26 protein-coding genes are annotated in these 26,175 nt (G+C 62.7%); 21 read left to right on the top strand and 5 right to left on the bottom strand.

Features of this window, described 5'->3' with window-relative positions:
- Window positions 1-759, top strand: coding sequence for a precorrin-4 C(11)-methyltransferase (gene cobM / locus G9X68_RS26780; protein ID WP_171604945.1), 759 nt, complete (start codon window positions 1-3; stop codon window positions 757-759).
- Window positions 760-780: 21 nt separating this feature from the next.
- Here the strand turns inward: cobM and G9X68_RS26775 are convergent, their stop codons facing one another.
- Window positions 781-1,593, bottom strand: coding sequence for a TIM barrel protein (locus G9X68_RS26775; protein WP_171604944.1), 813 nt, complete (start codon window positions 1,591-1,593; stop codon window positions 781-783).
- 160 nt (window positions 1,594-1,753) lie between these two features.
- On the bottom strand, window positions 1,754-2,782 hold the full coding sequence (locus tag G9X68_RS26770; protein WP_171604943.1) for a LacI family DNA-binding transcriptional regulator: 1,029 nt from the start codon (window positions 2,780-2,782) through the stop codon (window positions 1,754-1,756).
- A 133-nt stretch (window positions 2,783-2,915) separates the two neighbouring features.
- Between G9X68_RS26770 and G9X68_RS26765 the strand changes: the two genes are divergently transcribed.
- From G9X68_RS26765 to G9X68_RS26675, 19 genes are all read left to right on the top strand, one after another.
- On the top strand, window positions 2,916-4,004 hold the full coding sequence (locus G9X68_RS26765) for a fatty acid desaturase family protein (RefSeq protein ID WP_171604942.1): 1,089 nt from the start codon (window positions 2,916-2,918) through the stop codon (window positions 4,002-4,004).
- 21 nt (window positions 4,005-4,025) lie between these two features.
- Window positions 4,026-4,340 (top strand): MocE family 2Fe-2S type ferredoxin, encoded by a 315-nt coding sequence (locus G9X68_RS26760; protein WP_028758296.1) that lies wholly within the window; start codon window positions 4,026-4,028, stop codon window positions 4,338-4,340.
- A gap of 11 nt (window positions 4,341-4,351) precedes the next feature.
- Window positions 4,352-5,578, top strand: a complete 1,227-nt coding sequence (locus tag G9X68_RS26755) for an FAD-dependent oxidoreductase (RefSeq protein WP_171604941.1) — start codon at window positions 4,352-4,354, stop codon at window positions 5,576-5,578.
- 42 nt (window positions 5,579-5,620) lie between these two features.
- On the top strand, window positions 5,621-6,433 hold the full coding sequence (locus G9X68_RS26750) for a 3-methyl-2-oxobutanoate hydroxymethyltransferase (RefSeq protein ID WP_171604940.1): 813 nt from the start codon (window positions 5,621-5,623) through the stop codon (window positions 6,431-6,433).
- Window positions 6,434-6,462: 29 nt separating this feature from the next.
- Window positions 6,463-7,461, top strand: coding sequence for an NrtR DNA-binding winged helix domain-containing protein (locus tag G9X68_RS26745; RefSeq protein ID WP_171604939.1), 999 nt, complete (start codon window positions 6,463-6,465; stop codon window positions 7,459-7,461).
- A gap of 69 nt (window positions 7,462-7,530) precedes the next feature.
- Window positions 7,531-8,502, top strand: coding sequence for a quinolinate synthase NadA (gene nadA, locus G9X68_RS26740; protein ID WP_171604938.1), 972 nt, complete (start codon window positions 7,531-7,533; stop codon window positions 8,500-8,502).
- Window positions 8,499-10,040, top strand: coding sequence for an L-aspartate oxidase (locus tag G9X68_RS26735; protein WP_171604937.1), 1,542 nt, complete (start codon window positions 8,499-8,501; stop codon window positions 10,038-10,040). The genes nadA and G9X68_RS26735 overlap by 4 nt, the downstream gene beginning before the upstream one ends.
- Complete coding sequence (gene nadC, locus G9X68_RS26730; RefSeq protein ID WP_171604936.1) at window positions 10,018-10,941, top strand: carboxylating nicotinate-nucleotide diphosphorylase; 924 nt, start codon at window positions 10,018-10,020, stop codon at window positions 10,939-10,941. The genes G9X68_RS26735 and nadC overlap by 23 nt, the downstream gene beginning before the upstream one ends.
- 912 nt (window positions 10,942-11,853) lie before the next feature.
- A complete protein-coding gene (locus tag G9X68_RS26725; RefSeq protein ID WP_171604935.1) occupies window positions 11,854-12,843 on the top strand; it encodes an ABC transporter substrate-binding protein in 990 nt (329 codons plus the stop codon).
- 5 nt (window positions 12,844-12,848) lie between these two features.
- A complete protein-coding gene (locus G9X68_RS26720; protein WP_130801029.1) occupies window positions 12,849-13,622 on the top strand; it encodes an ABC transporter ATP-binding protein in 774 nt (257 codons plus the stop codon).
- Window positions 13,623-13,626: 4 nt separating this feature from the next.
- On the top strand, window positions 13,627-14,421 hold the full coding sequence (locus G9X68_RS26715; protein ID WP_171605074.1) for an ABC transporter permease: 795 nt from the start codon (window positions 13,627-13,629) through the stop codon (window positions 14,419-14,421).
- Between the two features lie 86 nt (window positions 14,422-14,507).
- Entirely contained in the window at window positions 14,508-15,503 is a 996-nt protein-coding gene (locus G9X68_RS26710; protein WP_171604934.1) for an isopenicillin N synthase family dioxygenase, read from the top strand.
- A gap of 71 nt (window positions 15,504-15,574) precedes the next feature.
- Complete coding sequence (locus G9X68_RS26705) at window positions 15,575-16,477, top strand: LysR family transcriptional regulator (protein ID WP_171604933.1); 903 nt, start codon at window positions 15,575-15,577, stop codon at window positions 16,475-16,477.
- Window positions 16,478-16,509: 32 nt separating this feature from the next.
- A complete protein-coding gene (locus G9X68_RS26700) occupies window positions 16,510-17,862 on the top strand; it encodes a cytosine deaminase (protein WP_171604932.1) in 1,353 nt (450 codons plus the stop codon).
- 347 nt (window positions 17,863-18,209) lie between these two features.
- Window positions 18,210-20,141 carry an AfsR/SARP family transcriptional regulator gene (locus G9X68_RS26695; RefSeq protein WP_171604931.1) on the top strand — a complete coding sequence of 644 codons (1,932 nt, stop codon included), beginning with the start codon at window positions 18,210-18,212 and terminating at the stop codon, window positions 20,139-20,141.
- 105 nt (window positions 20,142-20,246) lie between these two features.
- A complete protein-coding gene (locus G9X68_RS26690; protein WP_012763602.1) occupies window positions 20,247-20,390 on the top strand; it encodes a hypothetical protein in 144 nt (47 codons plus the stop codon).
- 13 nt (window positions 20,391-20,403) lie between these two features.
- Complete coding sequence (locus G9X68_RS26685; RefSeq protein WP_171604930.1) at window positions 20,404-21,666, top strand: YcaO-like family protein; 1,263 nt, start codon at window positions 20,404-20,406, stop codon at window positions 21,664-21,666.
- A complete protein-coding gene (locus G9X68_RS26680; protein ID WP_171604929.1) occupies window positions 21,663-22,406 on the top strand; it encodes a TfuA-like protein in 744 nt (247 codons plus the stop codon). Before G9X68_RS26685 ends, G9X68_RS26680 begins: the two co-directional genes overlap by 4 nt.
- Before the next feature lie 67 nt (window positions 22,407-22,473).
- Window positions 22,474-22,740 (top strand): hypothetical protein, encoded by a 267-nt coding sequence (locus tag G9X68_RS26675; protein WP_004668299.1) that lies wholly within the window; start codon window positions 22,474-22,476, stop codon window positions 22,738-22,740.
- A 38-nt stretch (window positions 22,741-22,778) separates the two neighbouring features.
- On the opposite strand, the gene G9X68_RS26670 is transcribed toward G9X68_RS26675, so the two are convergent.
- The 3 genes from G9X68_RS26670 to G9X68_RS26660 form a co-directional block, all read right to left on the bottom strand.
- Window positions 22,779-23,183 (bottom strand): helix-turn-helix domain-containing protein, encoded by a 405-nt coding sequence (locus G9X68_RS26670; protein ID WP_171604928.1) that lies wholly within the window; start codon window positions 23,181-23,183, stop codon window positions 22,779-22,781.
- 202 nt (window positions 23,184-23,385) lie between these two features.
- Window positions 23,386-24,222, bottom strand: coding sequence for an amidohydrolase family protein (locus tag G9X68_RS26665; protein ID WP_171604927.1), 837 nt, complete (start codon window positions 24,220-24,222; stop codon window positions 23,386-23,388).
- Between the two features lie 75 nt (window positions 24,223-24,297).
- Window positions 24,298-25,083 (bottom strand): IclR family transcriptional regulator, encoded by a 786-nt coding sequence (locus G9X68_RS26660; protein WP_171604926.1) that lies wholly within the window; start codon window positions 25,081-25,083, stop codon window positions 24,298-24,300.
- A gap of 311 nt (window positions 25,084-25,394) precedes the next feature.
- On the opposite strand from G9X68_RS26660, the gene G9X68_RS26655 reads away from it, so the two are divergent.
- Entirely contained in the window at window positions 25,395-26,129 is a 735-nt protein-coding gene (locus G9X68_RS26655) for an SDR family oxidoreductase (RefSeq protein ID WP_171604925.1), read from the top strand.
- Window positions 26,130-26,175: the final 46 nt, after the last annotated feature.

The raw sequence follows: 26,175 nt of genomic DNA, 5'->3' as shown, positions 1-26,175 counted from the left end.
ATGACGGTGCATTTTATCGGCGCTGGACCAGGTGCTGCGGATCTGATCACGGTTCGTGGCCGCGATCTCATCGCCCGATGCCCGGTCTGCCTTTATGCCGGCTCGATCGTTTCGCCCGAACTGCTGCAATATTGCCCGCCGGGCGCACGCATCGTCGATACAGCGCCGATGTCGCTCGACGAGATCGAGGCAGAATATCTTCGCGCTGCTGCGGCCGGCCAGGATGTCGCCCGGCTGCATTCCGGCGATCTCTCGGTCTGGAGTGCCGTGGCCGAACAGGTGCGCCGGCTTCAAAAACACGGCATCGACTATACGATGACACCAGGAGTTCCAGCCTTTGCCGCCGCAGCCTCGACGCTTGGGCGTGAACTGACGATCCCGGCTGTGGCGCAGAGCCTAGTGCTGACCCGCGTTTCCGGCCGCGCGTCACCAATGCCCAACGACGAGACACTGGCGAAATTCGGCGCGACGGGCGCCACGCTGGCGATCCATCTGGCCATCCATGCGCTGAAGCAAGTGGTGGAAGAATTGACCCCGCTTTACGGCATCGACTGCCCGGTCGCAATCGTCGTCAAGGCCTCCTGGCCGGACGAGCGCATCCTGCGCGGCACGCTCGCCGATATCGAGGCAAAGGTTGCCGCCGAACCGATCGAACGCACGGCGATCATCTTCGTCGGCCCATCGCTGGCAGTGGAAGATTTCCGCGAAAGCTCGCTCTACGATCCGGCCTATCAGCGTCGGTTCAGAGGTAGAGAGTAGCGTCAAGCGACCGCGCGGCTTTTAGACCCGCGCGCTGAGATACTCCATGCTGGCGCGAAGCGCGCCGGCCGGATCCTTCAGCGCATGCACCTCCGCCGCGAAGGGCTCGAAGGAGAACGGGCCGGCATAGCCCGCCTGCAGTAACGCCTTGATCTGCCCGGCATTGTCGAGCCGGTCGTCGCCGTCGACGAGCACGCGATGGGAATCGCGCATATCGGCAACGGAAACCGCGTGGTCGCTGACGCCCGAGATGTGCACGAGGCCGGAGAGCTCAGGGAAGGTCGCGGCTTCGCCGGCAAGGTGATGGTGGAAAGTATCGTGGACAAGCCTGAAGGTCGATTCCGCGCCGAGTTCCTTGATCGCCTCGGCCGCCTCGGTCTTCGAGCGCAGCGAGCAGATCTCGAAACCGAGCGGCTCGACGAGACCGATAATGCCGGCTTTCTCGAGCATCGGCTTCAGCGCGGCCAAAGACTGGCGCAGATTGACCTGCCGTTCGCCATCGGCGCAGCCGGTGCCGTCGTTCTTCGGCACGAGGACGAGCGCCTTGGCGCCCGACGCGCTGGCATAATCGATCAGTTCCTGCGCTTCGGCCGCCCTTGTCGCGTTCCACTCGTTGAAGCGCTGCAGGGCATTGATCGAGATGATCGTCAGCCCATGGCGGGCGGCAGCCTCCTTGATCGCTTCGGGCTTGGTGCCGTCAAGGATGGCATTGCCGGAAAGGTCGTTGCGGATCTCGACGGCATCGATGCCGAGCGGTCTGGCCAGTGCGAAAAAGTCGTCGATGGCGAGCGACGGTGCGGCCATGTGGTTGAGCGCAAAACGGATCGTAGTCATGATTGATATCTCCTCCTAATCTCCGCGTCACGGCGGAGCAGTCCTCGTGAATGGGTCAGCGAATCTCTATCGGAATTCGCGTCGCAATCCATCCGTCATTGCCGGCGCTCGCTTTCATTGCTGAGAGAATTTCCAACGAAATGACGGAATTCCATCATTGTTAGATGTTCTCAGAAATATGAATATCGAAAGGCAGGAAGAGCTGCCCGGGAACCGCCGTTTCGCCGTTTTCGATGGCGCTGGTCATCAGCACCATCAGCTCCTTGCAGAGGGCGGGCAGGGGGGTCCCGATCGCCATGGCGACGATATCGTCGGCAAGACCGGCTTTGCTGTCGGGGGTCAACTCGTTGACCACGAGCACGATCTTGCTGCCGACGCCTTCTTCGCGGAACGCCGAGATCGCCCCCTCCATGCCGCCGCCGCAGACATAGAGGCCGACGAGATCGGAATGTTTCTGCAGCAGCGTCAACGTCGCCTCATGGGTGATTTCGGCAGTCTCGAGATTGATCAGCGTGTCGACGACATCGAACTCCGGCGCATTCTCGCGAAAATAGGAGCGGAAGCCGATTTCCCGCAGCTCATGGCCGTGAAAGCGGTGGCTGCCGACGAAACAGGCAACCTTGCCGGGCTTCTTCGCCGTGCGCGCGATCGTCCAGGCGGCGGTGCGCCCGACCTTGCGGTTGTTGACGCCGACATAGGCGTCGCGCACGCCGGTGGCGAGATCGGAGAGCAGGGAAAACACCGGAATGCCGCGCTCCTTCAGCTCTTCGACCGCCGTCGTTACCGCCGGATAATCCGGACCGACGAGAGCAACAGCCTGGTTGCGGGCGCCGAGCGTCTTGATCTTTTCGACGATCGCAGCCGGTGTCGCGGCTGACGGAAAGTCGATCTGCGTCTGGATGCGCGCGGACGTCAGCGCGCGCGCTGCGGTTTCGATCTCACGCACGAAGCTCTGATAGAAGGGCTGCATCGGCTTCTGCAGCAGGAAGGCGAGCTTGTATTGCGGCAGATCCTCGAAGACGCGCTGCTTGATCAGCCCGACAGCGTGATAGCCGATCGATTGCGCCGCATCATAGACCCGTCGCGCTGTTTCCTCTCGCACCCGGTGGCGCGCATTGAGAACACGGTCGACGGTGGCGACGCTGACGCCGGAGGCGCGGGCGAGATCGGATATGGTGGGACGGCGCATGGGCGTTCCTGATGGATTCAATCATGAATGCAAGCCATTCATGATGGCTTTTGATAGATTATATCAAGCCTGCATTGAGCGCCCGCCAAAGTCAACCTATTCTCCCAGGCAAGGGCATAGCGGGAGGCGGATAATGGCGACCCAGACAAAGAAGCGTGACTACGACCTGCTCGGCGAAGGCGGCCGCACCGCCGTCGAGACGGGGCTGGCGGCAGCCGAATGGTATCACACCGACATTCCCCGCAAGGAGATGAAGGCGCTGATGCAGCGCTCCGATGCGCCGGCGATCCGTGACACCGTCATCTGGCTCGGCAGCATGGCGATCTTGGCCGGGCTCGGCATCTATTTCTGGGGCTCGTGGATCGCGCTGCCCTTCTTCCTCGCTTACGGCGTGCTCTACGGCTCGGCTTCGGATAGCCGCTGGCATGAATGCGGTCACGGCACCGCCTTCAAGACGCGCTGGATGAACGATGCCGTCTACCAGATCGCCTGCTTCATGATCATGCGCAATCCGGTGACCTGGCGCTGGAGCCATGCGCGCCATCATACCGATACGGTGATCGTCGGCCGCGATCCCGAGATCGCCGTCATGCGGCCGCCGGACCTCTTCCGGCTGGTGCTCAATTTCTTCGGCATCCTCGACGCCTGGCATGCGGTCGTCGACATGCTGCGCAATGCCTTTGGCGGCGTCAGCGCGGCGGAAAAGACCTTCATCCCGGAGATGGAGCAGCCAAAAGCGATCCGTTTCGCCCGCATCTGGCTGGCGATCTATGTCGCGACGATCGCAGCCGCCATCGCCATGGGCTCGCTCCTGCCGCTGATGCTGATCGGCCTGCCGCGCCTCTACGGCGCCTGGCACCATGTGCTGACCGGACTGCTGCAGCATGGCGGTCTTGCCGACAATGTCATCGACCACCGGCTGAACAGCCGTACGGTCTACATGAACCCCATCAGCCGCTTCATCTACTGGAACATGAACTACCACGTCGAACATCACATGTTTCCGATGGTGCCCTACCACGCGCTGCCCCAGCTGCACGCGATGATCAAGCACGACCTGCCGGCGCCGAACGCGTCGATCCTGTCCGGCTACCGCGAGATGATCCCGGCCTTCCTGCGCCAACTGCGCAACGAGGATTATTTCCTGAAGCGCGAATTGCCGGCCACCGCGCGGCCCTATCGCGAAGAATTCCACAACGAGCTGGCTCCGGCCGCGCAATAATCACAATCGAGGGAGGACAAGATGAGCGGAAACTGGATCCAGGTCTGCGGCAAGGACGAGATCGACGAAGAGGATGTCATCCGCTTCGATCACGACGGGCGCACCTTCGCGGTCTATCGCAGCCCGGACGACGAATTCTTCGCCACCGACGGGCTCTGCACGCATGAACATATCCATCTCGCCGACGGGCTCGTCATGGATGAGATCATCGAATGTCCGAAACATAACGGCCGCTTCAACTACAAGACGGGCGAAGCCAAGGGTGCGCCGGTCTGCGTCAATCTCAAGACCTATCCGGTCAAGATCGAAGACGGCGCCGTCTTCATCTCGCTCTGAGGGAGGCTGCTGTGACACATTTCGTTATCCTGGGCGCAGGCGAATGCGGGGCGCGCGCCGCCTTCGCCTTGCGGGAAAAGGGTTTTGACGGCGAGATCACGCTGGTTGGCGCCGAGCCTCTTCCGCCTTATGAACGGCCGCCGCTTTCGAAGGCCGGCTCCACCGATGCGGGCGATCCGAAATTCATCGCCGCGGCGGAAAAATACGCCGAAAACGGCATCCGGCTGCTGACCGGCCTCGAGGCAAAGGATCTCGATACCGGATCCAGGACCGTCACGCTTTCGGACGGCACCGTGCTTTCCTACGACAAGCTTCTGCTTGCGACGGGTGCGGCCGCGCGGTCATTCCCCGGCGCATCGGAAGGCAGCCGACATATTCGTTCGCTGCGGACGCATCACGATGCGGCGGCATTGCGCGATGTCATGAAGCCGGGGAAGCATATCGCCATCATCGGCGGCGGCTTCATCGGACTGGAACTTGCGGCCACGGCGCGGCTGCTCGGTGCCGAGGTCACCGTCATCGAGGGGCTGGAACGCGTGCTAAAGCGTGGCGTGCCGGCGGAGATCGCCCATCTGCTCACCGAGCGCCATCGCGCCGAGGGCGTCGATATCCGCTGCGGTGTCTCCATCGAGACGCTGACTGAGGAAAACGGAAAAGCCCTGATCAGATTGTCGACCGGCGAGGTGGTCGAAGCCGATCTCGTCCTTGTCGGCATCGGTGCACGGCCGAATATCGAGATCGCCGAAAGAGCGGGCCTTACCATCGACAATGGCATTGCCGTCGACACCTATCTCCAGACCTCCGCACCAGATGTCTTTGCCGCTGGCGATTGCTGCTCCTTTCCGCTGTCGATCTATGGTGGCCGGCGGGTGCGGCTCGAATCCTGGCGCAATGCCCAGGAGCAGGGCACATTGGCCGCGGCCAACATGCTCGGCCTTAACGAGGCCGTTTCGGCGGTGCCGTGGTTCTGGTCGGATCAATACGACATGACGCTGCAGATATCAGGCCTTGCTGAAGGAGCCATCACGCATCAGCGCCGCGAGCTCGGCGCAGGCGCCTTCATTCTCTTCCATCTCGACGCTGGCGGACGATTGATCGCTGCAAGCGGCATCGGGCCGGGCAATGCGGTGGCACGCGACATCCGCCTCGCCGAAATGCTGATCGCCGCGCGCGCCCATCCCGACCCGGCAGCGCTCGCAGCCAACGACATCAAACTGAAATCCCTGCTGGCCGCCTGAGCCGGCCGATATATTCACCCGATATTTTCAAAGGAATTGACGATGAAGAAACATAGACGCGCGACCGTCGCCGATCTGCTTGCGGAAAAGGGCAAGCGCCAGCTCACCATGCTGCGCGTCACCTCGCTGGAGGAGGCGGAAGCGGCGGAAAAGGCGGGCATCGACATCGTCTCGGTGCCGCCCTCGCTGCTCGGCCCGGTCTTTCGCGAGATCGCCCCGACGCCCTTTGCCATTCCGGGGCTCGAATATGGCGATCACGTCTCGGCCGAGGACTATCTGCGTGCCGCCTTCGCGGCATTGAAGGCGGGCGGCGATGCGGTCTATTGCGCCGCCAGCCTCCAGACGATCCGGCGCATGCGCGACGAGGGCATCCCAGTCTGTGGCCATCTCGGGCTGATCCCGTCGAAGGCGACCTGGACCGGCGGCTTCCGCGCCGTCGGCAAGACGGCGGCAAGTGCGGCCGAGATCTGGCGGCAGACCAAGGCCCTGGAAGAGGCCGGCGCCTTCGCCGCCGAAATCGAAGTCGTCCCAGGGGATGTCGCTGCCGCGATCAGCAGCAACACCTCGATGCTGATGATCTCCATGGGAGCAGGCAGCGGCTGCGACGCCCAATATCTCTTCGCCGACGATGTGCTCGGCGCCAATCGCGACCACTACCCCCGCCATGCCAAGGTCTATCGTGACTTTGCCGCCGAACACGACCGGCTGCAGCGCGAGCGCATCGCCGCCTTCACGGAATTTGCCGAGGATGTCCGGACCGGCGCCTATCCAGAAAAGCGCCACAACGTCGGTATCGACGAGGCGGAGCTGAAGGTTTTCCTGGACCGGCTGGGGAGTGAGACGGACAATAGCTGAGCGCAAACGAGTTCTATTGCCTCGATGATGTGGGAAGCGCCGCAAAGGCGCTTCCTCTCCATTGGCTTCCGTCCCGGCCTGTGTCAGGAATTATCCGTTCGATTCATTCGGAACGGAGTATTCGGTCCCCTGTGACGATCGGCTTTGCGCATGCGGAATTGATTGCGGTGCTCGTCGCGGTGACGGGGGACGAACCGCGCGTCATGACCATCCGTTCCGGCAATGCGCTGCCGTCAGGCCCTTTCGAGATGGGGCATCGCACCCTGCAGTCGGGCTTGCGCGAATGGGTGCAGGAGCAGACGGAGCATCCCGTCGGTTATCTCGAACAGCTCTACACCTTCGCCGACCGCGACCGGAACAACGACATCCCGGGCGGGCGGACGATCTCGATCAGTTATCTCGGCCTCGTAAACGAGCAGTCGGGCGCCGGCCGGCCGGGATGGCATGGCTGGTACGAATATTTCCCCTGGGAAGACCACCGGCAGGGCCGGCCGGCCGTGCTTGACGAGATCATGGCGCGCCTGAGGAACTGGGCCGATGCCGATCCGGCAAGGCGTGACCATCGCCATCGCCGGGCGGATTTCACCTTCGGCCTCGACGGCGGCGGCTGGAACGAGGATCTGGCGCTGCAGCGCTACGAACTGCTTTACGAAGCAAGGCTCGTCGCGGAAGCCGGATGCGACGCGGAGGCCAATCTCGGCAGCGCAATGTTTGCCGATCACCGGCGTATTCTCGCGACCGGTATCGCCCGGCTGCGCGCCAAGATCAAATACCGCCCCGTCGTCTTCGAGCTGATGCCGGAGAGTTTTACGCTGTTGAGGCTGCAGCGCACCATCGAGGCCTTGGCGGGACTGACGCTGCACAAGCAGAATTTCCGCCGCCTCATCGAACAGCAGGAACTGGTCGAGGAAACCGGCCGAACCGAAAGCGAAACCGGCGGCCGGCCGGCCAAGCTTTTCCGCTTCCGCCACACCGTGCTCGAAGAACGGGCGCTGGCCGGAACAAAATTACCGCTCTCTCGCAATTGACATATGCTCACCGTGAGAATATCTCTTTGCCTATGATATGCTCAGATAGAGCATAATTAGGAGCCGGTCATGAATCATCCTGTTTCCGCATCCTCGCTCTACGAGCGTGTCAGCCGCGTCATTCCCAAAGCCGAATGGCTGACATTCGAGAATGACGTCGACGCCATCCTCGAGCTCAAGCGCCGCCGCAACGCCGTCATTCTCGCGCACAACTATCAGACACCGGAGATCTTCCACGGCGTGGCCGATATCGTAGGCGACAGCCTGGCGCTCGCCCGCAAGGCGATCGAGGTCGACGCCGACGTCATCGTGCTTGCCGGCGTGCATTTCATGGCTGAAACCGCCAAGCTGCTGAACCCCGAGAAAACCGTGCTGATCCCGGATCTCGGCGCCGGCTGTTCGCTGGCGGATTCGATCACGCCCGCGGATATCGCGCTGCTGCGCCAGGTCCATCCCGGCGTGCCCATCGTCACCTATGTCAATACCTCGGCCGCGGTAAAGGCTGCCTCCGACATCTGCTGCACCTCGGGCAATGCAAAACAAGTAGTAGAATCGCTCGGCGTGCCGAAGGTGCTGATGATCCCGGACGAATATCTGGCGCGCAACGTCGCCCGCGAGACGAATGTCGAGATCATCGCCTGGCATGGCCATTGCGAGGTGCATGAACTCTTCACCGCCGAGGATGTGCGTCAGTTGCGCGAAAACCATCCGGGCGTGACCGTGCTCGCCCATCCCGAATGCCCGCCCGACGTCGTGGCCGAAGCCGATTTCGCCGGCTCCACCGCTGTCATGTCGGACTATGTCGGCCAGCAGAAGCCGGCGCGGGTCGTGCTGCTCACCGAATGCTCGATGAGCGACAATGTCGCCGTGCATCATCCCGATGTCGAGTTCATTCGACCCTGCAATCTCTGCCCGCATATGAAGCGGATCACCCTGGCCAACATCCGCGCCGCCCTCGAGGAGAACCGCCACGAGGTGACGGTCGATCCGGCGATTGCCATGGCCGCGCGCCGCGCCGTCGAGAGGATGCTGGCGATATGACCGAGGTCCTCGACCATCTTGCCGGACGTACGGTGATCGTCGGCAGCGGGCTTGCCGGATTGATGACCGCGCTGACACTGGCGCCTGAACCCTCCGTGATCGTCACCCGCGCGGCCCTTGGCGCGGAGACGTCGAGCGCCTGGGCGCAGGGCGGCATCGCCGCCAGCGTCGGCGCCGACGACAGCGCGGCGCTGCATCTTGCCGATACGCTTGCGGCCGGTGACGGGCTCTGCGATCCGGTGGTCGCCGCCGACATCATCGCCGAGGCACCGGCGGCGATCGCCGCGCTGGAGCAAGCCGGCGTGCGTTTCGACCGGAATGCCGCCGGCGAACTCTCGCTCGGGCTGGAGGCGGCCCATAATCGCCACCGTATCGCCCATGCCGAAGGCGACGGCTCGGGTGCGGCGATCATCGCCGCGCTGATCGAGGCGGTGATGAAAACGCCAGCTATATCAGTGCTTGAAGGCTTCGAGGCGCGGCGGATTCTGATGGATGGCGAAAAGGTCGCCGGTCTGCTCTGCGCGACCGCGAAAGGCGCCGTCATTCTGCCGACAGCGAAGGTGGTGCTCGCCACCGGGGGCATCGGCGGGCTTTACGACGCGACCACCAATCCAATGGGCAATTTCGGCCAGGGGATCGCGCTGGCGGCAAGAGCCGGTGCAGCGCTCGCCGATATGGAATTCGTCCAGTTCCATCCGACCGCGCTCGATTCACGCCGCCGGCCGCTGGCGCTCATCAGCGAGGCGGTACGCGGCGAGGGGGCTTTGCTCCTCAACGAGCGCGGCGACCGGTTCATGGCCCGCATTCCAGGCGCTGAGCTTGCGCCGCGCGACGTGGTGGCGCGGGCGATCAGCGCCGAAATCGCCCGTGGCGGACGAGTCTTCCTCGATGCCCGCGCTGCTCTCGGCAGCCGCTTTGCCGCCCGCTTTCCTGTCATCTCCGCCCTTTGCGGCGAGGCCGGCATCGATCCGGCGAAAGACCTCATTCCGGTTCGCCCGGCCGTTCACTATCACATGGGCGGTGTGGCCACGGATGCAAATGGCCGCAGCTCGGTTCCCGGTCTCTGGGTCGCGGGAGAGGCGGCCTCGACCGGCCTGCACGGCGCAAACCGGCTTGCCAGCAATTCGCTGCTGGAGGCGGCTGTCATGGGCATGCGGGCGGCGCGCAACATATCAGGCATGCCGGGAAGTGGTACCGGCACCATCTCCACCGGAAGTCTCCCGGCGCCGGCCGATGCGTCATTCGTGCGGCCGATCGTCTCGCGTCATCTCGGCGTGCTGCGCAATGCCGGCGCCATTCATGGCGCGATCGCCGCCCTGCTGCCGCTTGCCGAAGGCAGCGGCCCTGCCGCCGATCCGGCCATCGTCGCGCTCTCGGTCGCCGTCTTTGCCAGCCTGCGGATGGAATCGCGGGGCGCCCATGCCCGCACCGATTTTCCGCTGAAGCTCACCAACGCCAACCGGCGCCAGATGTGCCTTTCCGACGTTCTGGAGATCGCCCGAGCGACCCCACCCTATGCCCTTGCAAGGAGTGCCTGAGATGAGCCTCGTTCCCCTCCAGCGCCTGATCGTCGAACCCTTGGTGCGGGCCGCCCTGCTCGAAGATCTCGGCCTTGCCGGCGATATCACCTCGGCCTCGGTCATCCCCCACGATCACCGCTCGACGGTGGTGATGGCGGCCCGCCAGCCGGGCGTGATCGCCGGTCTCGATGCCGCCGAACTCGCCTTCACCCTCGTCGATCCCGAGATCGTCATGCGCCGCCATCTCCAGGACGGCGAAGCGGTCAAGCCCGGCGACGTGATCGCCACCATCGAAGGCCCCTCGCGCGGCCTGCTGAGCGGCGAGCGCACCGCGCTGAATTTCCTCGGCCATCTCTCAGGTATCGCCACGGTAACGGCAGGGATCGCCGCCGCCATCCGCGGCACCAAGGCTTCCGTCGCCTGCACGCGGAAGACGACGCCGGGGCTGAGGGCGCTGGAGAAGTATGCGGTGCGAGCAGGCGGCGGTATGAACCACCGTTTCGCCCTTTATGACGCGGTGCTGATCAAGGATAATCATGTCGCCATCGCTGGCGGCGTCGCTGAGGCGATCCGCCGAGCGCGGGCAGGCGTCGGTCATCTGGTGAAGATCGAGGTCGAAGTGGATACGCTCGATCAGCTACGCGAAGCGATGGAGACCGGCGTCGACGCCGTTCTGCTCGACAATATGACGCCGGATCAGCTGCGCGAGGCCGTCGCCATCGTCGCCGGCCGGGCCATCACCGAGGCATCCGGCCGGGTCACCCCGGTAACGGCCGCCGCAATCGCGGCTTCCGGCGTCGACCTCATTTCGGTCGGCTGGCTGACGCACAGCGCGCCGGTGCTGGATATCGGGCTCGATTTCGTCGAGGCTGCAACCGCAACGGAAACAAGCCCGAGACGGATTGCACAGATGCTGTAATCTCTCGGGCCTGCTTCGGCTGAGCTTCTTTGTCGCTGTCGAATTCCAGCAGTTCGATCATCACGCCGAGATCGGGCACCGTGTCGTAATAGGCATAGCGTCCGTGGCCTGACGATGCCGTCGTTAGAGATATGCGGGTCTCTCAGCCTTTGAAAACAGCTGAATCGTAAACGTTACGGCCCCGAAGTCCGCTTCTCGACTGCGGCTGAAACGCCAATTCATGGTCATCTGGGCGCTCTCGTGCGCTTCGGCATATGCTCGAGTTCAACTTCAGACATGTTGACTGCCCAAGGCAATGGGCGATCGCCTGCATACGAAGGAGGCATTGGAAACCGTCCAGATGCGGGTCGCTCACAAGAAAAATGCGCCGGAAAACGCAGATGCAAGCTGAAGGTGCGACAAGAAAATTACGAGCTAAGCGCTCTAAATATTAGAACGCTTATTTCTTCAGCCGCCGCCCCACTCGATTGCAGAGGAATTTCTCCTTTTATTTCAATCATCTTACTGAAGATCCTGCTCACTTCAACCTCAATCCCGTCAATTTCGCCTGTTTTTTCAGCACAAGAATTGAAGCGTATAAAATCTTGCAGAACGCCGGATATTCATGAGACAAAAGACCTGCGAGTAGAAGCGGTCTGAGCCTCGGTTCTGGACATTGCTCGACGGGTAAATCTGTCGAGGAGGTGTCCTAATGCAGGGAAAAACCAGCCATTTCGCCCCGACATCCGCAGAGATCGACGCGGGAGCTGATCACCTTCGCGCGCAGCGTTGCTTTGCATGCCTGAGCAGCAAGCGTCCTGAAAAACGCGATTGCGCAATTGCCAGGCTCGTCGCGGATGGCTTCGACCCGGAGCGCGTCGCCAATCACTATCCGTCCTTAAAAACCGAACACCAATTGCGAAAGGTCGACCCATGTCCCGCACCAAGCTTGCCTTCTATGCACTTGCCGCAACCCTTTCTGCCGGCGCCGCCTCCGCCGCCGACAAGGTGATCTTTCAGCTCGATTGGCTGCCGGGTGGCGACAAGGCGCCGATCTACGTCTGCATCCAGGAAGGTTTCTGTTCGGACGCCGGCCTTGAGGTGGAGATCGCCTCCGGTCGCGGCTCGACCGACGCCATCTCGCGCCTTGCCTCCGCGTCCTCCGACATCGGTATTTCCGATATCGGCGCCCTGATGGCCGCCCGCGCCAATGAAGGCGTCAAGGTGACCGCCGTCATGTCGCTGTTCAACAAGGGGCCGCATGCCTTCTACGTCGCCAAGGGCGGTTCGATCGCAAGCGTCGCTGACGTCAAGGGCAAGACGATCGCGACGTCGCCCTTCACGTCGTCGAATGTCTACCTGCCGCTGGTCCTCAAGGATGCCGGCATCGACATGGCGGATATCAAGCTCATCAAGGCCGATCCCGGTGCACTCGGCCCGCTGCTGATGACCGGCAATGCCGACGGCATCATCGCCTGGATGACCGACCTGACGCGCTACAGCAACCAAGGCAAGGAAGCTGGCAAAGAGATCGTTGCCCTGCCATGGTCGGCAGCCGGGCTCGAGCTTTATTCCGCATCTCTCATCGCCAGCGACGATTTCCTCGCCAAGCGTCCGCAGGTCGCCGCCCGCTTTATCGCCGCCTACAAGAAATCCGTCGAATTCGCCAAGGAAAATCCGGAGAAGGCTGCCGCTGCTGTCACCGCCATCGTACCGGAACTCGGCTCGGAAGATGTCCAGGGTTCGCTCAAGGACACGCTGCCGTTGATCTTCAACGAGGTGACGGAGAAAGACGGCCTCGGTGCCTTCGAAACCGCCCGCCTCGCCGAAACCTGGCGCCGTGTCTCTGAAGCGCAGGACATCGATCCGGCCAAGCTCGATCCGGAAACCATGGTCAACCGCACCTTCGCCGTAACCGAGTAACCGCCATGGCGATGCCCGCTATCCGCTTCGACAGGCTGGGACAGGTTTTCGAAACCCGGTCCGGGCGCACGGAAGCCCTACGCGACGTCAGTTTCGATGTGGCCCGGCATGAGTTTGTCTCAATCCTCGGCCCTTCGGGCTGCGGGAAATCGACCCTGCTGCGCATGATCGCCGGCCTGTTGAAACCGACGTCCGGCTCGGTAGACGTCTTCGGTCTGCCGGTGACGGCCCCGCGTGACGACATCGGGATCGTCTTCCAGAAGCCGACGCTGCTTCCCTGGGCGACTGTCGAGGACAATGTCGTGTTTCCCGCCCGCCACAAGACCGGCCGGGTAACGGCAGAGGAGCGCGGGCGGGCGGGTGAATTGCTGAGCATGGTCGGGCTTGCCGGCTTCGAGAAACGCCTGCCGGACGAACTGTCCGGCGGCATGCAGCAGCGTGTCGGCATCGCCCGCGCGCTGCTCATGGACCCGGATATCCTGCTGATGGACGAACCCTTCTCGGCGCTGGATGCCCTGACGCGCGAGGTGATGGGCTTCGATCTGCTGCGCATCTTTTCCGAACGTCCGAAGACCGTGGTCTTCATCACCCACTCCGTCAGCGAGGCGGCGCTTCTGTCCGACCGCGTTTTGGTGATGACCGGACGGCCGGGCTCGATCCTGACCGAAGTCACCGTTCCCGTCGGCCGGCCACGCGGCCCCGAAACTGCAAAGGACAAGGCGATCCATGACCTCTCCGATTACCTCCGCGATCTCCTCCTCACCCGTCACGCGGCGTGAGGCCATGCAGAGCCGTACACCGGTCGCGCTCCTCAAGCGGGTGCTGGCGTTGTCGGGCATCACGACCGCCGCGGCCCTGATCGGCACGGTGCTGCTATGGGAAGCGGCGGCGCGGCTCCTGTCGATCCCGACCTATCTGCTGCCGCCGCCAAGCGCGATCCTCGGCTCGTTCTCCTCCATCGGCTTCGAGCGCTGGATCGGTCACATCGCCGCGACGTTGCGGGTGGCGCTGATCGGTTATGCGATGTCCATCGTTATCGCCATTCCGCTCGCGGTGATCATGATGCGCTCGCCATTCCTGTCGCGAACGCTCTATCCGCTGCTCGTCGTAGTGCAGTCGACGCCGGTGGTGGCGATTGCGCCGATCATCATCGTCGTGCTCGGGGCCGGCGATGCGCCACGCATCGTTATCACCTGTCTCATCACCTTCTTTCCGCTCGTCGTCTCTACCGCAACGGGCCTTGCGGCAACCCCGCCGGAGCTGATCGAGCTGTCGCGAAGCCTGCGCGCCTCGGGCTTCCGCGAGATCACCCAGATACGCCTGCCGTTTGCGGTGCCCTACATCTTCTCGGCGCTGAAAATCTCGATCACGCTTGCCGTCATCGGCGCCGTGGTTGCGGAGTTCTGCGCATCCGAAGCCGGCGTCGGCTATTTCATCCAGCTGTCGACCTCCCTGTTCAAGCTGCCACAGGCCTGGGCCGGCTTGCTGCTGCTCGCCGCCATGTCGCTCTTGCTATTTCAGGCCGTGGTCCTGACGCAGAAGCTCCTCTTTCCCTGGAGCCTGCCGAAAAACGGCTGAACCCATCCGGAGTAGAAGCAGTCGGGCCCCGCCCGGACATTGCTCCTCAACCGCCGGTTCGCCGGCATTCACCTAAGGAGAATAGTATGAATATCCAGACAGACACCCTCGCGGAACTCGCCAAGGAAGCGACCATCGGCGGCATGGGCACGACCGTTGACCGGGAAATCCCCGTCATCGACCTTTCTGACTTCGACAACCGCAAGCACGAGATCGCCGATGCGCTCTGGCAGGCCTCCGTCGATATCGGTTTCTTCCAGGCCTACAATCACGGCATCGCCCAGGACGATATTGCCGCGGCCTTCGACACGGCCTGGACATTCTTCGAACTGCCGGCGGAGGTCAAGGCGAGAACCCCGATGCCGAAGGGCATCAATGCCGGCTGGGAATTCAAGGCGCAGGTCCGCGCCTCCACCGGCACGCCGGATAACAAGGAGAGCTTCCAACTCACCCGGCCGGACATGATCCGCCTCAACCTGTGGCCGAGCGAAGACGATCTTCCGGGCTTCCGGGAAAAGATGCTCCGCTTCGAGCGCCAGAACTGGGAACTCGGCATGCGCATCCTCTCCTGCTTCGCGCTGAAGATGGGCTTTGCCGAGGATTTCTTCACCAAGGCGCATGACCCCTCTTCGGACCAGTATCAATCGACCCTGCGCCTCATCCACTACATGTCGATGGAAGACGCCAGGCCGGAAGACTTCACGTCGTGGCGTGCCGGCGCGCATTCGGACTTCGATTGCTTGACCATCCTTCACCAGAAGGAGGGCGAAGGCGGGCTCCAGGTGTGCCCGGGTAAGGATGCAGCCCTGAAGGAATGGACGGATGTTCCGCCGCGCAAGGGCTACATCACCTGCAACATCGGCGACATGCTGATGCGCTGGTCGGACGACCAGCTGCAGTCGACGCTGCACCGGGTGCGCATGCCCCGCGAGAATGAGTATATGGGCCGCCGACTGTCCCTACCCTTCTTCTGCCAGGCAAACCGCGATGCCGTCATTGAGGGTCCGCTTGGCAAATACGAGGCGATCACCGCCGGCGAATACCTGACCCGGCGCATCAACGCCAATTTCGCCAAGAAGTGACGTTGTAGATGGTCCGTTGCGGTGACATCGTGGAACAGTCAATCCGACTCCCGTCAGGCAACGGACCCATCATGCTTCATGGACGCGCGCTGCGTTATATCGACGAGGTGGCCCGACAGGGCTCCATCCGCAAGGCGGCAAAGACATTGCATGTCGCCGCCTCTGCGGTGAACCGCTATATCCTGGACCTTGAGGAAGAGCTGCAGGCACCCATTTTCGAGCGCCTGCCGCGCGGCCTGAAACTCACGAGTTCGGGCGAGATCCTCATCCAGCACATTCGCGAGACACTGCAGGCGCATCAGCGGATGCGGGCGCAGATCCAGTCCCTCAAGGGGCTCAATCGCGGCGAGGTGGTTCTGGCGACCATGGCAACGCTCGCGGCGGGCCGGATTGCCGAGATCGTTGCAGCTTACCGAGAAAAACATCCGCAGGTCAGTCTGCGGATCATGGTCGGCGACCGGACGACTGTTGCGGAGATGGTTGCGCTCGGCCAGGCCGATCTCGCCATTGCCTACAACCTGCCGGACGATACCCGGCTGCAACGCGCCGCCGAATTCCGCCATGCGCTGGGAGCCGTCGTCGCGCCCGCCCATCCCCTCGCAAACCGCAAGACCGTGCGCATGTCCGACTGCCTGCTCTATCCGCTGGTTCTGGCGGATCGATCGCTGTCGCTGCGCGAGGTCGTCGAGGCGACTGCCCCGGCGCGCGCCACCCTTGTTCCCGTCGTCGAGACCAATTCGATGGAACTGATGAAACGCCTTGCCCGGACAACGCCTCACATCACCTTCCTCAACCGGCTCGACGTCGACCGCGAAATGGCGACTGGCGACCTGGTCTTCATTCCGCTGACGGGAACCGGCTCGCTGCAACGGCTCAATATACTCCACCGCGCCCGCGGCTCGCTTTCGCCCGCCGGCAGCCATTTCATGCAATTCGCCCAGGAGCGTCTGCTCGCCTCGTTCGACGAGAACTGACCGCTCGGCAACCCATCCAATCGAGACCCACCATGAACGATCTTTCCCTGTTTCCCAGCCTTGCCGCCCGTCTGGCGAGACCGGAGCGCATTCGTCTTGCGAAGGCGCGCGTCCCGGTTGCGCTGCTTGCAGATGACGTGCCTGGTGGTGCGGAGGTGGACCGGGACGGTTCCGCCTTCGTCGACATTCTGGTCGAGAACGGCAGGATCGCTGCAATAACGCCGGCCCTTGCCGATGGTGGCGAAGATGCAGTCGCGCTCGACGGCCGCCATGTCTGGCCGCTTCTGATCGACGCGCACGCCCATCTCGACAAGGGCCACACCATGGGACGTGCGCCCGATTCCGGCGGCACGCATCCCGGCGCGCGCGCCGCGACGACGGCGGACCGCCTTGCCCACTGGAATGCCGACGACCTCCTGCGACGGATGGAATTCGGTCTTGCAACGGCCGACGCCCATGGCGTGGCCGCTATCCGCACCCATCTCGACAGTCACGAGGGGCAGGCGGAAATCACCTGGAGCGCGTTTGCCGAAATGCGCCAACGTTGGAAAGGCTGCATCACCTTGCAGGCTGCCGGCCTCGTGCCGCTCGATGCCTATCGCGACGACTATGGCGCCCGGCTTGCCGATATCGTTGCCGTCCACGGCGGCTTGCTCGGCGGCGTCACCCGCGCCTCCGGGGGCACCCATGGGTCAGGCCTCGACGATATCGACCTGCTGCTCGACCGGTTGTTTGCGCTGGCGAAGGAGCGGGAACTCGATATCGATCTACATGTCGACGAGGCGGCACAGGCCGATGCCCTGCCGCATGTGGCGCGTGCCGCCATTCGCCACGGCTACGAGGGGCGCGTTACGTGCGGCCACTGCTGTTCGCTTGCGCTTCTGGGCGAGCAAGAATTGCGCGACACGATCGCGCTGATCGCCGATGCCGGCCTCTCGATCATCACGCTGCCAACCGTCAACATGTATCTCCAGGATCGCGAAGACGGCCGCACGCCGCGCTGGCGCGGGGTCACGCCCGTGCAGGAATTGCAGGCGGCTGGCATTCCGGTCGCCGCGGCCGGCGACAATTGCCGCGATCCGTTCTTCGCCTATGGCGATCACGACATGCTGGACACCTGGCGGCAAGCGGTGCGCATCCTGCATCTCGACCACCCTTACGCGGATGCGCCCGCTCTTGCCGGCCCGGCACCCGGTGGCATCATGGGCATCGACGCCGGTACGATCGGCGTCGATCGTCCGGCAGACCTGATGATCCTGGAAGCCTGGAGCCTCGACCAGCTTATCGCCCGTCCGCACTCCGACCGCGTCCTCCTCCGCAAGGGGATCTTCGCCAACAGGACATTGCCCTCCTACAGTATGCTCACAGATTTCCAGACCGCTTGAGCCGCTCTCTCGGAAACAAAAAAGGGGACCCGCGAAGCCCACATCAAGGCGCTTGGCCTGTAGCGCAGCGGCGATTTTGGTCGGGGACAGCCTGTGATACGGGCCGTCGATAGCTTAATAACCTGCCGCCAGGGAACGCAAAACGCCTGCCATCCAAAATATCGGCAAAGCATCTTCTCGGCGAGCGACATGCGAAAATGCAAATAATCGCTGAAATTTCTTCTTTTTATAGCAAAGCCGCTATGCGCGGCGGCTTTATAGCTTTAACATGATCTCTTGACCGCCGGTGCGCTTGTGCGCCTTGGCTTTCAGGGGTGAGAAACCGAGATGCGACGGACATCCGGCAGATGTTGACGAACAGGCTGTGCCTGCTCGGAAGACCGCGATTGATGGCGGCGGGGAAGGAACTCCCCTTGCCGGAGAAGTCTTATTTTCTCCTCGCCATGCTCGCCGCCGAACCCAATTTCGAACTCGACCGCGAAACCGTCAGGCGGCAGCTCTGGCAATCGGAACTGCCGGAAAAACGGGCCGGCAGCCTGCGCCAGCTGCTGGCGCGCATCGAACAGAGCGTTCCCGCCGGCCTCCCACAGCTGCTTGCCCCGACCCGAACCCATATCGGCCTTGCCGATGGCTGGGAGGTCGACGTTCATATCCTGAAACAGAAAGGGCCGCTCGCACCCGAAGACGGCGACCTGCTGAACGGCGAATTGCTCGAAGGCGTCAAATCGCCGACGCAGGGCGCCGAGGACTGGCTGACCTTTGAGCGCCAGCGGGTCGACGAGTTGCGCTCCGCCCATCTCGCCCGGCTGGTCGAGACATCAGAAGACAGATCGGATGAAGAGCAGGTCACGCTTGCCAGGCGCTTGCTGGAACTCGACCCTGCCAGTGAGACGGCCTATCGCGCCTTGATGCGCACCTATGTCAGGATGAACGATCCGGCAGCGGCGCGTCAGGCCTATCTGAAGTGCAAAAGCCAGCTGAAGGACGACTTCGACACCGAGCCGGAAGAAAGCACCACCGCTCTTGCCCGCGAACTGAGCCTGGTGCCGGCGGCACAGGCGACGTCAGGGCATTCCCAGCCGGCGCCGGAGCTGTCCGTCAATTCTGTCGGCCAGCCGCGTATCATCATCCTGCCGCCGGAAAGCATCTTCACCGATCCGCTGATGGAGCGCGTCGGCAGGGCGCTTCTCGAAGACGTCACCATCGGTCTCAGCCAGCAGCGCGGCTTCAAGGTGATCGCGGCGCATACCAGCCTGGAAATCCTCAGCCGTTCGATCGATCCGTCCCGTGCCGTGCCCGGTCCGCTCGACCTCAGCTTCGACTATGCGGTCTACGTCACCATCCAGGGCCGCGACGAGGATGTCTATGCGACCTGCCGGCTGACGCGGACGACGACTTCGGAAGTGATCTGGGCCATCGAGCTGCCGCTGGTCATGCAGAAGATCAGCGAATCCTTCGCGCATCTGACGCGGCGGATCGTCTCCTCGCTCGCCGATACGATCGAGCGTCACGAACTGGCGATGCCGATCGGCGACGCGCCGCCGTCCGCCTACCGCCTCTACCTGGAAGGCAAGCGGCTGATCGCCCAGACCGACTTGCAGCATCTGCGCCAGGCGCGCAAATGGTTCAAATCCTCGCTCAATCGTTATGAACATTTCTCCGCCGCCCATGCCGGCATGTCGCGCGCGCTCGGCATGGAATGGCTGATCCGCGGCATGCGGGACAAGGAACTGCTCGATGAGGCGAACGGTGCTGCCCGGCAGGCGCAGCAGTCCGACCCGAATAGCGGCCGGGCCTATCGCGAGCTCGGCTTCGTGGCGCTTTATCGCCGCCGCTTCGACGAAAGCTTGGAATATTTCCAGCAGGCCCAGGATCTCAATCCCAACGATGCCGACATCCTGGCCGACTATGCCGACGCGCTTTCCCATGATGGCGATTTCGATCGAGCGCTGGAGCTCAGCCGCGCTGCCTTCAAACTCAATCCGCTGCCGCCGGACTATTATTACTGGAACCTCGGCGGCATCCACTTCATGCGCGAAGAATATGAAATGGCGATCGAGGCGCTGGAACCGGTGAAGGCGAAGCAGGCAACGGCCCGTCTGCTCGCCGCCTCGCATGCCATGGCAGGCGATACGAGCAAGGCCAGGAATTACGCCAGGGTGGTGCTGGAAAACTTCCCCGATTTCCGCAGTGAGGACATCCGTCATTTCGTCCCAGATCGCGATCCTGCCTATACGGAACCGCTGATACAGGGCCTGCAACTTGCCGGACTTCCCTGATGCACCGCCTTTTAATGAAGCCTGTAACGCTTAAATGACGCAGGCAATGTTTCCCTCCGAAGGTTAACGGCAGCAAGGCGCTGCCTAACCAATCGGAGATGAAACATGAAGACGAATGCTGACACCACCGCAGCTCAGACACAGTCACTGCGCTTCTCTGCAGCCGCCAAGGCAGCCATGAAGCAGGACGAGCTCAACGTTTCCGCCAATGCGCTCGAGAGCCTGACACATGCGCTGAGGTTCCGCTAAGGAACAAATCGGTATGTCTGCTTTCACCGACCTTGAAACGCTTGCCGGTGACCTCAAACGATCATCGGCCGGCGTCAGCGACTATCATGACCGCGCCGTCACGCCGGCTCAGACATTGGCAGCAATCAGGCCGCATCTGCGCGAATTCGGCATTACGCGCGTCGGTCTGCTGACCGCACTCGACGTTCTGAACATCCCCGTCGCCTTTGCAACGAGGCCGAACAGCCATACGCTCTCGGTGTTTCAGGGCAAGGGCATCGACAATGATGCCGCCATGGCCTCGGCGGCCATGGAGGCGGTCGAGACGCGGATCGCCGAAATCGCCCCCGCCGACCTGACGCAGGCGACGGCCGAGAGCATGCGGGCGGAGCGTGCCGCGATGATCGATCTCGACAATGTCGCACGCTGCGCCCCCGACGAAATCGGCAGCAGTCCTATTCCGTGGTGCTCAGGGCTCGACATTCTTTCCGGCAGCAGCGTCTTCGTGCCCTGGTGGCTCGTCGGTCTCGACCATCGCGGCGAGAGGCCGCCGGGCTTCGAGCAGTCGAGCGATGGGCTTGCCTCCGGCAACACGCCGTCCGAGGCGGTCCTGCATGGGCTTTGCGAGCTGGTGGAGCGCGACGCCTGGGCCTTGACCCAGCTGAAATCGCCTGAGCGCCTGAAGGAGAGCCGCATCGACCCCGCCTCCTTCGGCGATGCGGTCATCGACGTCATGACCGACCGGATCTCCCGCGCCGGTATGAAACTGCTGCTGCTCGACATGACGACCGATATCGGCGTTCCCGCTTTTCTGGCCGTCATCATGCCAGGCAATCTTTCCGACCGTGTCGATGCGCGCTGGTCGCATGTCTGCGGCGGCTGCGGCTGCCACCCCGATCCCGTGCGCGCCGCGCTGCGCGCCATCACCGAAGCGGCTCAGAGCCGGCTGACCGCGATTGCCGGCAGCCGCGACGATTTCTCGCCGCGCATCTATCAGCGGCTCGACAAGAGTGCGGCGATGCAGCAGGTGGTCGAACTCTGCGAGGGCGACGGCCGGATGCGCTCGTTCCAGGCTCGCGATCGCCGCCCGGCGACGATCCAGGACACTATCGGTCATATTGCCGGCCGGCTGGCGGCGACCGGCATCGAACAGATCGTCGTCGTGCCATTCCCGCATCGAGCCCTGCCGGTTTCCGTCGTCAGGGTGATCGTGCCGGGACTAGAGGTCGATATCTCAGGCCAATACGTCCAGCTCGGCTTGCGCGCGGTCAACACCATCAGAGGAGCCGAATCATGAAGGTGCTGTTCGTCGGCCCGAGCCTTGGCAGCGATCTTGCCGCGGCAAGAGCCATGTCCCCCCGCATCGATTTCCGGCCGCCGGCCGCCTGCGGCGACATCTTGAAGGCCATTCAGGACGGCGCCACCGCGATCGGTCTCGTCGACGGCTATTTCGGCGATCTGCCTTCGGTCTGGCACAAGGAAATTCTTTACGCACTCGAACACGATGTCGCCGTTGCCGGCGGCGCCAGCATGGGCGCGCTGCGGGCAGCCGAATGCGCCCCCTTCGGCATGGTCGGGCTCGGCTCGATCTTCGAAGATTACGAGTCCGGGCGGCTGCTCGACGATGAGGCCGTCGCCCTGGTGCATGCGCCGCAGGAGCTTGGCTGGCTGCCGCTTTCCGTGCCCTGGGTCGATTTCGAGCCAACGATCGATGCGCTTTACGCCAAAGGCGAGATTTCGCCCGGCGAGCGCAAGAAGCTATTGCTTGCCGGCCGTTTCTTGCATTTTTCCGAGCGCACCTATGCGAAGGTGGCCGACGAGTGCCATTTCCGCAAGCCGCGCCGCGACCACATCCTCGCCGCCATCCGCAAGAACCGCGTCGAGCGCAAACGCAACGACGCGCGACTGGTATTGGAATGGCTGCGCCGGGACAGATTCCTCCCCGTCAACCGTGACTGGCACTTTGCCGCAACCTCGCACTGGGAGCTCCTGCACGCCGAAGTCACGCGCAATGCGGTTGCTGTAACGCTTGAATAACGGTCGCGGCGGAAAGATGCACTGGTGATGGAATCGTAGGGTTCCACGGCCAAAGAGGGCGGGAACGATGTTTGAACAACACAACGAAGGTACAGGCAGCGAATACGCAAGGATCTTCCGGCTGCTGTCGGCAGCCAAGGAGGAGGCTGAAAAGCTTCAGCTGCGTAACCTGATGCACCTGACGAACATGGCGCTGCTGCAGGTCGTCATCGATTGGGACGGCATAGATCCCGACAGGGAGCTTGACGTCAATCTCGAGAAGCTGCTCGGCAGCAAAGCCAAGATCGCAATGAAGGATGCCAGCGAGAACCTAATCCTGATCGATCGCCATTGATCCTCATGCGGTCCGTTGGGATTGCGTGAAGGGCCGGTTTATTCGGCCGCTTCAGTATCCAACTGTTCGGTGTTGGCAATCGCCTGGACGAGCTTCAGGATCTTCTTGCGCAGAGCTTCGTTCTTGATCGAAAAGAACGCCGCATTGAGAAGGACGCCTTCGCGCGAAATAACGAATTCCTCGCTCGGAGCGGGGTTGTCGTTCGCCGTATCAGGGGTCGACAGGTCGTCGAAAAATGTCCTGACATCGACCTTCAGCGCGCCGGCGATTTCGACCAGCATGCTGGCGGAAACGCGGTTGGAGCCCTTTTCGTATTTCTGGATCTGCTGGAACGTTACGCCCACACGATCGCCCAGTTCCGTCTGAGAAACTTTCCTCAACAGACGCTGGATACGGATCGTCTTTCCGACGTGAACATCGACGGAATGCGGTTCTTCTTTCATCTCATTTCCCTTCTGAAGGCAGCGGACAGGGAGTTATTCGCCATATCCGTGTCAACAACTTTTAGCCGAGATAAATAAGGCTAGCAATTGCTTGCATGTAGATAGAGTTAAGCCCGAAAATCTGGCCTTTTTGTCCTGGAATGGTACAAAAAAACATGCCGAAATGGCACGCCCTGGAGACCGGTCGCTTTATTTTGTGACGTCAGAGCGACCAGAGGCGTTGCGCATTGGCGAAAAGCAACCTCGATCGCTCTGCCTCGCTGCTGCCGGAGAGCATCGCATGGGTCGCCGAGACCCAGGTAGAGAGGCCGCCACCGAGCGTGCAGACCGGCCAATCGCTGCCCCAGACGACGCGGTCCCAGCCGAAACTTGCGGTCACATGTTCGATATAGGGCTGCAGCGTTTGCGCCGTCCATGTCTTCGCATCGGCATAGGCGACGACGCCGGAGATCTTGCAGACGACGTTCGGCCGCCGGGCAATCTCCGATATGCCGGCCTTCCACGTCTCAAAGGCATCCGAGCGGATATCCGGCACGCCGCAATGGTCGAGCACGAACTGTACATCAGGCGCAAGATCGGCGAGGGCGGTCACACGGCTCGCCTGATGCGGCAAGGTGCAAAGGTCGAAGGTCAGGCCGCTGCCGCCGATGCGCCGGATGTTTTCGCGAAACAGGGCGCCTTCGGAGACATCATCGGCCACGACATGCAGCACGCGGCGGAACCCCTTGACGAAGGGATCGGCCCTTTGCCGCTCGAGATAGGCGGCAAAGCCTTGCTCTTCCGGCCGGCAGGAGACGATGGCGCCGGCAATCAGACTGCCTTCCTTTTTGGCGATCCTGCCGACGTGATCGGTCTCTGCCTGCATCGCGGCGGGATCGACATCGACCTCCATATGCAGCACCGTGGTGATGCCGCAGCGCCGGGCCTCGGTCGCATAGGTCTCGTAGAGGAAATCGTGATCGAGATCAGGCGCGCCCGAGAGCCAGGGATAGGGCAGCGCCGATCGATCGATGATGTGCAGATGGGTGTCGATGAACACGCTCTTCTCCTCCAAGAGTGGTTGCGGCAAACCTATTCCCCGTGAATGGATTGTTCAAATAGAAATTCTTACGCCTCAGGCCGGGTTGACGACATCGGCGCCGGCAAGCAGCGAAAGCTGGGCGGCGGTCTTCTGCACCAGTGTGATCGCCTGCGTGATATCGGGAGCGGACGGCGCATTGACGAGCGCGATAAAGGGGCAGGTGAGGGCGGCGATGCAGCGGCGATCCGGCCCGAGAACGGGAGCGGAGAGATTATAGACGCCGGATGTCTGGGCGCTTGCCATCATCTCGTAGCCGCGCTCGCGGATCTGGTCGAGACGATCGTAGAATTCGGGCCCGAGTTCGACGTCCGCGCGGCTGCGCACATGTTCGGAGATCATCATCTCCCGCTCCTCCTTGCTGCGGAAAGCCAGCAGCACATGCCCCGAACCGGTGTCGAAGAGGCTGATATGGGCGCCGATGCGGATCGAGAATCCCCAATAGTCGGGCGCCTCCTGCTGGGCGATGACGACAGCAGCACCCCGATCGAAGACGGCGAGATGATTGGCCTGGCGCGTGCGCTGGGCAAGATCGCGCATCAGCGGCGTGGCGTAAGAGGCGAGCCGGCGCACCGGCGCGTGCAGCTGCGCAAGACCGAAGAGCTTCAGCGTCAGCGAATAGCGGTCGCCATCCAGCCGGGTGACGTAACCACGGCGCACTAAGCGATCGAGCATGCGGTAGAATTCGTTGGGGCTGCGGTCGAGCCGCTTGGCGATATCAGCCTGGGTCAGGCCGCTGTCGACGCCGGCGAGCAGCTCCAGGATATCGAGGCCCTTGTCGAGGGCAGGAGCGCGGTAGCGGTCTGACTCGTCGGTCTCCATTCCTTCCTCCTGTGAATATCATTCTGCATATACGCAGAACCGCAGCCGGAAAAGGAAAACTTCGCGCTTGACCCTTGGCCAATCGTCTGTTTGTCTATAAACAGACAAATCATGCCTGAAGACATCGCTCGATATCAGGTAAAAACCGCACGCCTTCCCGGCACTGAGGACCGGGCGGCAAGCCGCCAACAATATCTTGCCGGAGGACAGTCGAAGCGCGCAAAATGGGAAAAGGGGTGTATGCCCGAGCCTCATCAAGACAAACCGCATTCCGTCGTCCAGCGTAGACAATTCCAGAAAAGGCCCGTGATATGACAAACAGACTTTCCGGCAAGACCGTTCTCATCACCGCCGCCGGTCAGGGCATCGGCCGGGCGACGGCGGCAGCCTTTGCCGCGATCGGCGCCAAGGTCCACGCGACAGACATCAACACCGAGGCGCTGGCGACGCTTGCCGCGGAAACCGGCGTTTTTATCCATAGACTGAACGTGCTCGAAGAGGATGCGGTCAAGGCTCTGGTCGCCGAGATCGGCGCCGTCGATGTGCTGTTCAACTGCGCCGGCTTCGTCCATGCCGGTTCGATCCTCGAGATGAAGGATTCCGATCTCGAATTCGCCTTCGACCTCAACGTCAAGGCGATGATCCGCACCATCCGCGCCGTGCTGCCCGGCATGATCGAGCGCAAGGACGGGGCGATCATCAACATGGCCTCCGTCGCCTCCAGCATCAAGGGCGTGCCGAACCGCTTCGCCTATGGCGTCACCAAGGCAGCGGTGATCGGGCTCACCAAAGCCGTCGCCGCCGATTATGTCGGTCAGGGCATCCGCTGCAACGCCATCTGCCCCGGCACCGTGGAAAGCCCGTCGCTGCAGGACCGCATGCGGGCGCAGGGCGATTACGACGCGGCGCGCGCCGCCTTCATCGCCCGCCAGCCGATGGGCCGGCTGGGCTCGCCGGAAGAGATCGCCGATCTCGCCGTCTATCTCGCCGGCGCGACCTACACGTCGGGCCAGGCGATCGCCATCGACGGCGGCTGGACGATCTGATTTCAGCGGATGCGGCCGGCCCGGCAGTCTTGCCGGCCGGCCCGGC

It is taken from the genome of Rhizobium changzhiense, from assembly GCF_013087625.1.
GTDB classification, from domain to species: domain Bacteria; phylum Pseudomonadota; class Alphaproteobacteria; order Rhizobiales; family Rhizobiaceae; genus Rhizobium; species Rhizobium sophorae.
The sequence above is the reverse complement of the archived record's forward strand: the minus strand, read 5'-3'. Positions and strand labels throughout refer to the sequence as shown.